Annotated in this window: 16 protein-coding genes and 1 pseudogene; 16 read left to right on the top strand and 1 reads right to left on the bottom strand. The window is 52.1% G+C overall.

The genetic code is table 11. The features are described 5' to 3' along the window. The 10 genes and pseudogenes from L691_RS0123295 to L691_RS29915 all read left to right on the top strand — a co-directional run. Positions 1-464 (top strand): histidine phosphatase family protein (locus L691_RS0123295; protein WP_025692693.1); only part of this gene is annotated, 464 nt, incomplete at its 5' end. 91 nt (positions 465-555) lie between these two features. After that, positions 556-1623, top strand: a complete 1068-nt coding sequence (locus L691_RS0123290; protein WP_025692692.1) for a hypothetical protein — start codon at positions 556-558, stop codon at positions 1621-1623. 97 nt (positions 1624-1720) lie between these two features. Further along, positions 1721-2005, top strand: a pseudogene (locus L691_RS0123285) (gamma carbonic anhydrase family protein); the annotation flags it as partial. A 19-nt stretch (positions 2006-2024) separates the two neighbouring features. Continuing rightward, complete coding sequence (locus L691_RS0123280; RefSeq protein ID WP_025692690.1) at positions 2025-2204, top strand: IDEAL domain-containing protein; 180 nt, start codon at positions 2025-2027, stop codon at positions 2202-2204. Positions 2205-2282: 78 nt separating this feature from the next. Further along, positions 2283-2711, top strand: a complete 429-nt coding sequence (locus tag L691_RS0123275) for a DUF2487 family protein (RefSeq protein WP_025692689.1) — start codon at positions 2283-2285, stop codon at positions 2709-2711. A gap of 169 nt (positions 2712-2880) precedes the next feature. Further along, entirely contained in the window at positions 2881-3432 is a 552-nt protein-coding gene (locus L691_RS0123270; RefSeq protein WP_025692688.1) for a QcrA and Rieske domain-containing protein, read from the top strand. A gap of 6 nt (positions 3433-3438) precedes the next feature. Next, a complete protein-coding gene (gene qcrB / locus L691_RS0123265; protein ID WP_025692687.1) occupies positions 3439-4110 on the top strand; it encodes a menaquinol-cytochrome c reductase cytochrome b subunit in 672 nt (223 codons plus the stop codon). Between the two features lie 33 nt (positions 4111-4143). Continuing rightward, positions 4144-5019, top strand: a complete 876-nt coding sequence (locus tag L691_RS0123260; protein WP_025692686.1) for a menaquinol-cytochrome c reductase cytochrome b/c subunit — start codon at positions 4144-4146, stop codon at positions 5017-5019. 73 nt (positions 5020-5092) lie between these two features. Beyond that, positions 5093-5725, top strand: a complete 633-nt coding sequence (locus tag L691_RS0123255; protein WP_025692685.1) for a DUF1405 domain-containing protein — start codon at positions 5093-5095, stop codon at positions 5723-5725. Positions 5726-5790: 65 nt separating this feature from the next. Next, a complete protein-coding gene (locus L691_RS29915) occupies positions 5791-6681 on the top strand; it encodes a sporulation protein YpjB (protein ID WP_025692684.1) in 891 nt (296 codons plus the stop codon). Between the two features lie 88 nt (positions 6682-6769). Here the strand turns inward: L691_RS29915 and L691_RS0123245 are convergent, their stop codons facing one another. Continuing rightward, positions 6770-7639, bottom strand: a complete 870-nt coding sequence (locus L691_RS0123245; protein ID WP_025692683.1) for a YitT family protein — start codon at positions 7637-7639, stop codon at positions 6770-6772. 174 nt (positions 7640-7813) lie between these two features. On the opposite strand from L691_RS0123245, the gene L691_RS0123240 reads away from it, so the two are divergent. From L691_RS0123240 to bshA, 6 genes are all read left to right on the top strand, one after another. Beyond that, positions 7814-8143 (top strand): nucleotide pyrophosphohydrolase, encoded by a 330-nt coding sequence (locus tag L691_RS0123240; protein WP_025692682.1) that lies wholly within the window; start codon positions 7814-7816, stop codon positions 8141-8143. Positions 8144-8186: 43 nt separating this feature from the next. Continuing rightward, positions 8187-8708, top strand: coding sequence for a tetratricopeptide repeat protein (locus L691_RS0123235; protein WP_025692681.1), 522 nt, complete (start codon positions 8187-8189; stop codon positions 8706-8708). Between the two features lie 35 nt (positions 8709-8743). Next, positions 8744-9547, top strand: a complete 804-nt coding sequence (gene dapB / locus L691_RS0123230) for a 4-hydroxy-tetrahydrodipicolinate reductase (protein WP_025692680.1) — start codon at positions 8744-8746, stop codon at positions 9545-9547. Positions 9548-9562: 15 nt separating this feature from the next. Further along, complete coding sequence (gene mgsA, locus L691_RS0123225) at positions 9563-9982, top strand: methylglyoxal synthase (RefSeq protein WP_025692679.1); 420 nt, start codon at positions 9563-9565, stop codon at positions 9980-9982. Then, a complete protein-coding gene (gene bshB1 / locus L691_RS0123220) occupies positions 9979-10674 on the top strand; it encodes a bacillithiol biosynthesis deacetylase BshB1 (protein ID WP_025692678.1) in 696 nt (231 codons plus the stop codon). Before mgsA ends, bshB1 begins: the two co-directional genes overlap by 4 nt. Before the next feature lie 76 nt (positions 10675-10750). After that, positions 10751-11721: N-acetyl-alpha-D-glucosaminyl L-malate synthase BshA (gene bshA / locus L691_RS0123215; RefSeq protein ID WP_025692677.1), on the top strand; the 971-nt coding region annotated here is incomplete at its 3' end.

The following is an 11721-nucleotide window of genomic DNA, read 5'->3' as shown; positions in this document are numbered from 1 at the left end:
TGGGGGGGGAGCCATACCGCTGGGACTACTGCATTACTAGCAACCTTTCCCGTGCGGAAGAAACGGGGAGAATTATTGCCGGAAGACTCGGACTTCCGCTCCTTGAGGCAGACGAGCGTATCAGAGAACGCGCATACGGACAGGTAGAGGGGCTTACAGCCGCTGAGCGTGAAGCAAGATGGGGAAAGAACTGGAACCAGCAGGAATTCGGCCAAGAAAAGGATGAACAGCTTCAGGCGCGGGGGCTTGCTTTTATGGAGGACTTATCGGCGAATCATCCGGACCGGAATGTGCTCGTTGTGTCGCATGGCGGATTTCTCGCCCAACTCTATGTCGCGCTTTATAAGGACAAATACACCCAGCGGATCGGCAATCTTTCCCTTACGATTCTGGAGAAGAAAGATAAGGAATGGAACCCGCTCCTGTATAACTGTACCCGGCATATCCTGCAAAACCAGCGTTAACCCGATCGCCTTCGGGTTATTTTTTTTACGAAAAATGGAATAAAAAAAGCCATTCATCCCATAATGGTATTAAAACGGCGAGGCGATGAAGATGAATCTGGCGGATATGCTCAGCTTTGCGGACATGAGTCAGTTGACGGCCATAGCAGGCCGTTACCGGTGCGAATGTAAGCAAAATTCCAAGCATGACCTTATTCAGACCCTGCTCATAACGCTTGGAAGCAAAGACTTTATGGAAGCGCAAGTGAGGGAATGCACACAAGACGATTTGCGGTTTCTGAATACCCTGCTGTTTGATGAAAGAAGCTATCTTACACTTGAGGATTTGCTTGCCGCAGCGAGAGCGTCGTCATTCGAGACCCAGCCTGGAACTAACGGAGGCTTTCGCGAGATGGTAACCCGGTTCAAAAACGGGGGGTGGCTCTTTAACGGTGCATCTCAGCATACCAAATACTTGTTTCAAGTTCCCAAAGATCTTAAGGAACGCTTCCGTGACCGGATGGCGGCAAGGATTAAGGAAGGGCTCGAAATAAGCGGGGAGCCGGGTGTATACAGGGAGGAAGGTGAGCTAGCCGCCGCCGATTTGCTGACCCTTCTGCGTTTTGTCTTAGAGAATGAGCCGGAATTGAATCTGGAAGGCGCTATGTACAAAAGATGCCAGCAGCAGCTGATGAACAGCCTGCATATTTCCGAACCGCTTCTGACCAAAGGAGGCTGGAGGTTCGGCTACGGCAGAGCCTGCGAGCATTACCCGCCAAGGCTGGCTCTCCTGTACGACTATGCGCGCTACCGGCGATGGATTGCGGAAGAAGGGCAGAGGCTAAAGCTGACGAGCATGGGCGCGGCGGTTTTGGAGGAAGCAAAATACGAATCCCTGTTGCAGATTTTCTCCTTTTGGTTAAGACTTTATAGAGGTGCAATTCCAAATCTTCCATCACTCGTACATTGGATCAGTGTCAGCGCTTACGACTGGGTGACAGTAGAATCTTTAAAGGAGGCGCTGGGCTGGCTCATTAAGCCGTTTTATTACGACGATGCCGATTCGATTTTGGAAAAACGCATTTTGCGTATGATGCTGCATCTGGGAATGCTCAGAGCGGGAGAAGCTGCTACAGGCCCGGTAATCAAAATGACCACATGGGGTATGGAAAGAACTTAAGTCCCAGCACCTTCTCCTTTAGACTACTAAGGGGGCTGTGCAACGACGGTATCTCACCATTAGGTCTTCGGCCATTAATTTCGCCGCTTCTGCTGAAGACGACATATCGGTCGGATACGGGGCAATTGTCCATGGCTGCAGGATAGGCAAAGGAACATTAATAGGAATGGGTGCCATTGTATTGAACGGAGCAGAGATTGGTGAATATGCTTTAGTAGGAGCCGGTTCTATTGTAACCGAAAACATTAAAATTCCCCCTTACACCCTTTCCCTCGGATCTCCGGCCAAGGTAGTACGGGAATTGATGGACCAGGATCTGCTCCGGATGGCGCGAACGTCTGCCAGTTATGTGGAGAAAGGGAAAGAATACGGATTAGTATAAACAGCGGAGGTGTATTCGAATGGACAAAATGAAGGCAACCTATGAAGTGATGTTAGGGCTCGCGGCAGAAATGGTGTGGGACGAAGCGCTCCGCAAGCGCCGGTGCGACATCTTGTACCGTGAGATTGACACGGCGCTGGCAATCGGCGACGAGGAAGCATTCCGGAACCTTACAGAAGAACTGAAAAGTTTAGCATAAATGAGGTGCGCCCAGCGGCGCATCTTTTTTTATGAAAAAATTTTCGCTTTCAGATTATCCGAAAGAGGGGGAGCTGGAATGAAATTCAGCGATTTCGACAGCGGCAGCTGGGAAACGAATGGCCATTATTATGATACTTGTCTCATTCCGTTCACAGGATTGACAGGACAGGAATCGCCGCCCCAGGCGATGGAGAGATTGGAGAAGCTGCGCGATTATATCGATAGGATTGAGTGTCCGTTCAGGGGACGGATCGTAGTATACCCGGCGGTGCAGTATGATATTGATAACAAAGAGCATTTAATAAATGAAATTTGTCATAATGTCAAATCCAGTAATTTCCGGTACGCCATAGTGCTGGATGCCGGGGGTACACTGACTGCCGAAGATATTTTTGAAAGCGATTTACTTATTGCTATAAAAGGGTTTTTCGACGATAATAGCGTTAGGGAGATTGGGCTTGCAGCGCAAGAAATACAGCGAATGTGGAAAAAAGATATAAATTGAAAATGTGACTGAAAATAGACAATTTATTATAGAGTTAGATCCATTGACGGGTTTTGGATGCTAAGCTATGATTAAGCTGAATGGATATAAATGTGATATAAGTCATTGTAAACGCTTGATTGCTTCCTCCGGCGCTTTCCCAAATCCGAAACAGGGGGTAAACGCAAACATGAGCAGCCATAACGAGCAGGAACAACCGGACTTGAAACCGCCCAGCCGCAAAGAGATGTCCCGCAGACAATTTCTAACCTATACGCTCGGAGGAGCCACCGCTTTTATGGGAGCGGGCGCACTTCTGCCCATGATCCGTTTCGCCGTCGACCCGATACTACATAAGAAAGGCGCGGGAGATTTCATCAAGGTGGCGGAAGAATCCAAAATAACGGATCAGCCCCAGGAATTCACGTTTGAGCTGAAGCAGCAGGACGGATGGTACGCCAGCACAGCGACGCTGACCGCGTGGATCCGCAAAAACGAACGGGGAGAAATTTATGCGCTTTCACCGATCTGCAAGCATTTGGGCTGCACGGTTGGATGGAATAACAATAAGGCTACCCCGGATGAATTCCACTGTCCCTGCCACGGAGCGCGTTATACCAAAGCGGGCAAAAATTTGGCCGTTGCGCCGAAGCCGCTCGATCAATACAAGACGAAAATCGAAAATGGCTGGGTATACCTCGGCGATATCGTGCCGAATACCGAGGCCGCCAAGGAGGCGTAACCGCCGATGTTTAAAAATATCTACAACTGGATTGACGAACGTCTGGATATTACGCCGATTTGGAGAGATGTGGCCGATCACGAGGTTCCTGAGCATGTGAACCCGGCGCATCATTTTTCCGCATTCGTGTACTGCTTTGGCGGGTTGACCTTTTTTATAACCGTGATTCAAATTCTGTCCGGCATGTTCCTGACGATGTACTACGTTCCCGACATTATCAACGCATACGCCAGTGTCGAATACTTGCAGACCAAAGTCGCCTTCGGGCAAATTGTTCGCGGAATGCACCATTGGGGGGCCAGTCTTGTTATTGTCATGATGTTTCTGCACACGATGCGGGTATTCTTCACCGGTTCGTACAAGGCGCCGCGCGAGATGAACTGGGTCGTCGGGATGCTTATTTTTTTCGTGATGCTGGGTCTGGGGCTTACCGGATACTTGCTCCCCTGGGATAACAAGGCCTACTTCGCCACAAAAGTCACGCTGGAGATCGCCAATTCCACGCCCGTATTGGGTCCGGTACTCAAGGAACTGATGCAGGGCGGCGACATTGTCGGCGCGGAGACGCTGACGAGATTCTTCGCTCTCCATGTATTCTTCCTCCCGGCGCTGCTGCTTATACTGCTTGTTGGACATTTCATCATGATTCGCAGACAAGGCATTTCCGGCCCGTTGTAAAGAGCACCATTCGAAAGAGAGGAGGGCATTTAGGTGGCTCATGAAGACAACTCCAAGGAAAAAATAGTCTATGTCGGCGATTCGCGCGTCAGGCGGGGAGACGGCTTTATCCCTCCTGCCGACTATACGGCTTACCCTGGGAAATCGGAGGCGTTCATTCCGAACTTCCTCCTCAAGGAATGGATGGTCGGCGTCGTAGTGCTCGTAGGCATTCTGGTGCTGACGATCTCGGAGCCTGCGCCGCTTGGCTTTCCCGCCAACGCCGGCGCGACGGTCATCCCGGTTCCCGACTGGTATTTTCTGTTCTTGTACCAATATCTGAAGCTTCCGTATGCTTCCGGAGACTATATTGTGCTCGGGACGCTTGGGGTTACGGGTGTGGCTTTCGGTTCCCTGCTGCTGGCTCCTTTTTTGGATACAGGAAAAGAACGCAGATTTTATCGCAGGCCGATTGCTTCCTCCCTGATGTTTCTGTCGCTCGCGGCCATTTTCTACCTGACGAACACCGCCTGGACAGAGCACAAGCGTGAAATGGCGGCTACCGGCCAGGTGCCTGAAGATGTGCAGCGTGAGGAAAAAGCCGCCGAGAACCGGGCAAAGGGGCTTCCGACAGGCAGCGCTGCGCAGGCAAAAGAAATTGCCATCGTAGACAAGAATGATCCGGCGATGGCATCCTTTCAGAAGGCCGGATGTGTGGCCTGCCACGCTGCTGATTTGAAGGGCGCGGCCGGACCGTCTCTTCGCGGTGTCGGCGATACTCACGATAAGGAAGCCATTCTGACCATTATTAAAGAAGGTTCCAATAACAAGATGCCGCCCATGTATGATACAGCCATTAACGCAGGGTTAACCGATCAGGATATCAACCATTTGGCGGAGTGGCTTGCGAAACAAAAATCCGAACAGTAGAATAAAGATAATATCGCATAACCTGATCGAATAGCTGCGGTCAGGTTTTTGTATGCTTTGGGGGAGACCTAACGTGTCGATTGTTGGAATGAAGCTGGACAAACTGTTGAAGCACCGGGCCATAATTTGGCTCTTGCTGGCAGTTAATGTCCCGGGAACGATTTACGGATACATATGGTACGGCAATCAATTGGCCTATACGGCCGCTCATTACCCAAGCTGGCTGTTGCCTTTCGTGCCTGACAGCCCAACGGCTAGCTTGTTCTTTACGCTGGCGCTTATTCTGCTGCTCTACCCGCCGAAGACGGCGGTAGGAATTACGGTCAGAGCCTTGATCGAGGCGCTTACGGTTGTAACTTCCGTTAAGTACGGCATATGGGCCGTATCCATAATTGCGGCGGGAGGCTATCAGGGAGGACCGATTGTTTGGCAGGATTGGATGCTGATGATTTCGCACGCAGGAATGGCTGTGGAAGCGCTGCTGTATGCCCGGTTTTTTATTTGCCGGAAGATGATTCCGCTGGCTCTGCTGTGGACTCTTCTTAATGATACGGTAGATTATTCCTACGGCGTTTATCCTTGGCTTCCCAGGGTTCTTACGGATGATGTTCCGCAGGTCCGGACCTTTACCTTTCTGCTGACCCTCGTCAGCGCGGCTGCCGCTTGGATCGCATCCAAAGGCGTATACGCAAGACGTGCCAAATAATGAGAATATGACGTTCTAATCCTTGTCCCTAAGCCATAACATAAGGCAGGAGGGAGGGATGTCCCATGCTGCGCGGGAGGAATTGGATATTCATTACGCTGGTCGCATTGGTCTGCACGGCTGGATGGGATGCGTCAAGCGTGTCGGGTTACAGCGAGTCCGCTGCCAATCAGGCGGATTCAAGCCGGACTCAATCGCCGGCGGAGAGAGCGCAGCCGCCGGTTACCGCCGAAGCGAACGCTCTAAAGCTGGAGCAGCAGGCGGAGACGCTCTACGGTTATGTCACGGAAGGGAACATCAATAAGGCTAGGGTAACGATGGATGTAATTTCCAGATTGTTCGTGCAGTCTTCTTTCGATGGGCTTACATCCGTGGAAGGAGTCAACGCGCTCTCGGGGGCGATTATGGATATGAAAGCCGCCGTGGCGGGGGGAAGCGTACAGCAGGAGCGTTGGGAGACATCCGCAGCTAGGTTCCGTCTTGCCGCCAACAGTTTGGCTCATCCCCGTCAGCCGATGTGGCTTCAATATTACAAGCTGATCCGCGAGGATCTGAACGATATGGAACAAAGCGCAGCCAAGAGTGATATGACAGGTTGGAAAACGGCGGTTTCCCATATTCAGGAACGATACGATACGATTCGGCCAGCCGTCATTATCACCCGCAAACCGGAAGAGGTGAACCGGTTCGACGCATGGCTGTCCTATGCCGCCGGGCTTACGTCAGGGAGCCGTCCTCCTGGACGGGAAGAGCTCATGAATGCCGTCTCTCACGGCAGGGAGGCCGCCAGAGTCATGTTTGGCAAGGAAAAGGATGAACCGGCGCTGTCTGTTCCGCTTACTTCCCGGGAATACGGCTTAGCGGGATGGCTCGGTGCCGGATTTATTCTGGCTGCGCTTTTCTATACCGCTTATAGGAAATATAGAGGCGAGAGGAGCCGGTGGCAGCTGTTCTGAAAATGGATTTCTAAAAGAAATGCACAATATATAAGAGCGGTCATTTGGCCGCTCTTTATGCTTGTTATAACGGATGCCGCTGCAAAGTTCAGATCTCCCGGAAGCCCTCTCCCTGAACGTCGTGCACATCACTTATAATGACAAATGCCCGCGGATCGACGGACTTGACCAGCCGGCTTAATTGCCGGATTTCCTGACGGGAGACGATACAATATACCATATGCTTTGCCTGCTTGGAATAAGCGCCGATTGAAGGAATGAGGGTAACGCCCCGATCCATTTCATTCGTAATCAGGTCGGCGATTTCCTGTCCGAAGTCGCTAATAATCGTAAAGGCTTTGGCGGCGTACGCGCCTTCCTGGATAAAATCAATCACTCGGGAAGCGATAAATACAGCGACAAGCGTGTACAAAATTTTCTCTCTCGGGATGTAAATAAGAGATAATCCGATAATAACAACATCAGTGACCAGTATGACCTGACCCATGCTCCAGCCGAAACGGCGGCCGCACATGCGGGCCACAATGTCAACGCCGCCGGTCGTGCCGCCGAAACGGAAGACGATGCCCAGTCCAAGGCCAAGGGTTACTCCCGCGTATAGAGAGGCCAGAATAAAGTCATGCTCTGTCTGAAAGGGCTCGAACCATCCAAAGGCAATCATCCGCTCAAAGAGCCACAGGAAGAATGACAGCGAGCCGATGCCGACGCCGGTGTAGGCGATTTGCTTTGCGCCAAGCTCTTTCCAGCCGAGGAGAAACAGCGGAAGGTTAAGCAGCAGGGTCGTAAGGAACACCGGAATGTCGAAGCCGTAATTCAGCAAAATGGTAATCCCGGTGACTCCTCCCTCCATAAGATGATTGGGAATAATGAAATAAAGCAGTCCGAAGGCGTAAACGGCGGTTCCCAGCATGATCGGAGCGACCGTCTTGATGATTGAAGTCAGTTTCAAAGTGTTCATGGATTCCTCCGTAATGCCGTTTATTACGGCAGTTTTTCTTCCTTTGCGCGAAAGTATACCTATTATCAGGGCGTGAGATCATCAAAAAAGATTTGTCTTCAAAACGTCTTTACGATAACATAGGGGCAAACGAAAAGGCAATATGCGGCAGATCGAAAGGAGCGCCTTCAGGAAATGGAGAAAAGTCTCGCCGAAATACAGCGGGAAGTGGACGCTTATATCGGGCAGTTCAAAGAGGGTTATTTCAGTCCGCTCTCTATGCTTGCGCGCATGTCCGAGGAAGTAGGAGAGCTCGCGCGGGAAGTCAATCATTCCTTCGGGGAGAAGCCGAAAAAGGCGGACGAGCCGGAAAATTCCATCGAACTGGAACTGGGTGATATTCTGTTTATTACCGTTTGCTTTGCCAATTCCCTTGGCATCGATTTGACGGAAACCATGAACAAGGTCATGCACAAATTTAATACCCGGGACGCGGACCGGTGGACGAAAAAAAACACCGATTAGGCCCAGACGCATATGATGAAGCATATGACGGGGGGTGGTAGGCATGAGTCCCGGCGATTATGTCAAAGAGGCGTACCGCTGTATTCTGCGAAGCGATTTTGAGGAAGCGATCGTGTGCTTCGAAGCCGCGATTTCGGCCGATCCGAACGATCCGGAGGTCCGGTATCGCTGCTCAATCACTTACGCACGCAGCGGGAAGCTGGAAAAGGCGGCCGAACATGCCAGAGCCGCGGTGAAGCTTGACGGCGCGAAGCCGGATTACCGTCTGCATTTGCAGCACCTGCAAGCCATGCTGCATGTGCGGGAAGCCAGACGGTTGCTCGAGGAGGCTATCGGCCACAGGAGCAATCCCTACCGGCCGATCACCTTGCTGAAGGAGGCTGTGAAGCTTGATCCGCTTTACGGGGATGCTTATGTATGGCTGGCCATTGCTTACAGCCGGGTGAACGATCCATTGGCGGCGATTGCGGCCATGAAAGAAGTCATTATGCTTCATCCGGACGATGAAGGTTTGAAGGAATTAATGAAAGATCTGCAGAAATCACTGCAGAATTACGTGCAGTAACCACCAGATGAATGAAAGCGGGGGCCATATCTAATATGAAAAATAAAATCAGAGTCGTAGTTTCAGGAGCCGGCGGCAGGATGGGCCGGGAAGTCGTTAAGCTGGTTCTGCAGGATGAAGAGCTGACGCTTGCCGCCGCGGTGGACCGTTCACTGCATGATATTGATGCGGGCCTGTTGGTGGGCCTCCCGGAAGCGGGAGTGGCGGTAACAACAGATCTCGAAGCGGCGCTGTCTGCCGGCGGCGCGGATGTGCTGGTCGATTTCACGATACCGCAGTCCGCGTATTCCAATACGGCTACGGCGATTAAATATGGTGTAAGGCCGGTTATCGGCACGACCGGCTTTACGCCGGAGCAGATTAATGAATTGGACAAGCAGTGCCGGGAACAGGGAATAGGCGGATTGATCGCCCCGAATTTCTCGATTGGAGCGATCCTGATGATGAAGTTTGCGGCGCAGGCGGCAAAATACTTTCCCAATCTGGAGATTATTGAGTATCATGGAGACCAGAAGCTGGATGCGCCCTCTGGCACAGCTATCAAGACGGCTGAGCTGATTGCCGAGGCGCGCGAGGAGCTGCGTCAGGGCAATCCGCAGGAGGAGGAAACGATCGAAGGCGCTCGTGGCGGTTACTATAACGGGTTTCGGATTCACAGCGTGCGGCTCCCGGGGATATTTGCCCAGCAGGAGGTTGTCTTCGGCAGCTTCGGCCAGACGCTGAAGATCCGCCACGATTCCTACGAGCGTTCGGGGTATATGCCTGGAGTTAAGCTGGGGATCCAAAAAGTCATGGAATATACCGGAATGATATACGGGTTTGATCACTTTATCGAATAAACGGGGGAGAAACCGATGAAGATTGCATTTATTGCGCATGACCGAAAGAAAGATGAAATGGTTAATTTTGTAACCGCTTATGAGCATGTGTTTCAGGGGCATGAAATGTACTCGACCGGCACGACCGGTCAGCGCATTATGGAAGCGACAAGCTTAAACATTCACCGCTTCATGTCGGGCCCTCTCGGGGGCGATCAGCAGATTGGCGCTCTTGTGGCGCAGGACAAGCTTGATCTGATTGTTTTTCTGCGCGATCCGCTGATGGCGCAGCCGCATGAACCGGATATATCGGCTCTGCTGCGGTTATGTGACGTATACGGAATTCCGGTGGCGACTAATATCGCGACTGCGGAAATTTTGGTCAAGGCGATCGACCGCGGCGATTTTGCCTGGCGGGACCTGATGCAGAAGTACAAGCCGGGTATTGAAGAATGAAGCTTGATATTCTTATATTTGGAGCCCACGCCGACGATGCGGAGATCGGAATGGCCGGAACGATTGCCAAGCATACGGCAGCCGGTCTCAAGGTGGGGCTCTGCGATCTGACTGCAGCGGAAATGTCCTCCAACGGCACGGTGGAGGGCCGCAAACAGGAAGCCGCCCGGGCCGCAGGCGTGCTCGGCGCTTCGACGCGCTTCAATTTGGGGCTGCCCGACCGGGGACTGCGACTGACCGAGGATCAAATTGCGGCGGTAACGGCGGAGATTCGCCGCTGCTCGCCGGATATCGTGTTCGCTCCCTACTGGGAAGACCGCCATCCCGACCATGTAGCCTGCAGCAGGCTCGTGGAGGAGGCGGTTTTTAATGCAAAGCTTCGCCGGTATAAGCCGTCGCTACCGGCGGTGAAGGCGCCGCAGCTTTATTTTTACTTCATCAACGATATGGGCCGTACAGATCTTGTTATTGACGTGACGAATCACTATGGAGTTAAGGAATCCGCCTTGTCTTGCTATATTTCCCAATTTCAGAAAATGCAGGGAAAAGATATGGTGGCGACACCGCTAAACGACGGCTATATCGAGCGGGTCCGTTCCAGAGATATGCTGGTCGGGCAGCGCAGAGGATTTGCTTATGCCGAGGGCTTTGCTTCGAAGGTTCCGTATGCCGTTGATTTGTTCAAGGGATAAGATGGAATTGTTGCGGGCGTCCGCTACAAGCGGATGCGCGCGCACCATTCAGCAAATAAATAAAGGAGACGGACGTATGGACCGGTTGTTGAAAATAGGCATTACCTGTTATCCGTCTCTCGGCGGTTCCGGTGTAGTGGCCACGGAACTTGGGAAGCTGCTGGCTGAAAAGGGCCATGAGGTTCATTTTATTACTCACAGCGTTCCGTTCCGTCTGGGGACGTTTCAGAAAAATATATTCTATCACGAGGTTGAAGTTAACGACTACTACGTGTTCCGGTATCCGCCTTATGATCTGGCCCTGGCGACAAAAATGGCCCAGGTAGCGAAGAGAGAGAAGCTGGATCTGCTTCATGTCCACTATGCGGTTCCGCATGCCGTCTGCGCCTTTTTGGCCAAGCAAATGGTGGGCGGCGGGCAGGTCAAAGTGGTAACGACGCTTCACGGGACGGATATAACGGTGCTGGGCCAGGACGAATCGCTGAAGGATCTGATCCGGCTTGGCATCAATGAAAGCGACGCGGTAACGGCGGTGTCCCAGGACCTTATCAATGAGACTCGCCGAGTGCTTGATATTACGAACGAGATCGATCTGACCTACAATTTTGTGGACATGCGGGTCTATTACCCGAGAGACGTTTCCGACCTGAGAGGAGATTTTGCGTCTCCAAATGAAAAAATTTTAATGCATATTTCCAATTTCAGGCCGGTCAAGCGAGTTGGGGATGTGGTGGATATTTTTGATAGAGTCGCCAAGGAAATCCCTGCCCGTCTTCTGCTTGTCGGAGAGGGGCCGGAGCTTCCAAAGATCCAAGCTAAGGTCGCTGAAATGGGTATCGAGGACAAGGTGCGGTTTCTCGGCAAGCAGGATGAAATCGCCCAGGTGATTTCACTTGCGGATGTGCTGCTGCTTCCTTCGGAGAAAGAGAGCTTCGGGCTTGTAGCCCTGGAAGCGATGGCCTGCGGCGTGCCGACAATCGGCTCGCAGGCGGGAGGAATACCCGAACTGGTGCTGCATGGCGAGACCGGATTTCTGGCCCCGATCGG

This window comes from Paenibacillus zanthoxyli JH29 (assembly GCF_000520715.1).
Classification (GTDB): Bacteria; Bacillota; Bacilli; order Paenibacillales; family Paenibacillaceae; genus Paenibacillus_AQ; species Paenibacillus_AQ zanthoxyli.
The sequence above is the reverse complement of the archived record's forward strand: the minus strand, read 5'-3'. Positions and strand labels throughout refer to the sequence as shown.

Coding starts and splice junctions, on each gene's coding strand:
- L691_RS0123245 (WP_025692683.1), bottom strand. CDS start 7,639: ATGAACACTTTGAAACTGACTTCAATCATCAAGACGGTCGCTCCGATC.
- qcrB (WP_025692687.1), top strand. CDS start 3,439: ATGTTTAAAAATATCTACAACTGGATTGACGAACGTCTGGATATTACG.
- L691_RS0123275 (WP_025692689.1), top strand. CDS start 2,283: ATGAAATTCAGCGATTTCGACAGCGGCAGCTGGGAAACGAATGGCCAT.
- L691_RS0123290 (WP_025692692.1), top strand. CDS start 556: ATGAATCTGGCGGATATGCTCAGCTTTGCGGACATGAGTCAGTTGACG.
- L691_RS29915 (WP_025692684.1), top strand. CDS start 5,791: ATGCTGCGCGGGAGGAATTGGATATTCATTACGCTGGTCGCATTGGTC.
- mgsA (WP_025692679.1), top strand. CDS start 9,563: ATGAAGATTGCATTTATTGCGCATGACCGAAAGAAAGATGAAATGGTT.
- L691_RS0123235 (WP_025692681.1), top strand. CDS start 8,187: ATGAGTCCCGGCGATTATGTCAAAGAGGCGTACCGCTGTATTCTGCGA.
- bshB1 (WP_025692678.1), top strand. CDS start 9,979: ATGAAGCTTGATATTCTTATATTTGGAGCCCACGCCGACGATGCGGAG.
- L691_RS0123270 (WP_025692688.1), top strand. CDS start 2,881: ATGAGCAGCCATAACGAGCAGGAACAACCGGACTTGAAACCGCCCAGC.
- L691_RS0123240 (WP_025692682.1), top strand. CDS start 7,814: ATGGAGAAAAGTCTCGCCGAAATACAGCGGGAAGTGGACGCTTATATC.
- dapB (WP_025692680.1), top strand. CDS start 8,744: ATGAAAAATAAAATCAGAGTCGTAGTTTCAGGAGCCGGCGGCAGGATG.
- L691_RS0123280 (WP_025692690.1), top strand. CDS start 2,025: ATGGACAAAATGAAGGCAACCTATGAAGTGATGTTAGGGCTCGCGGCA.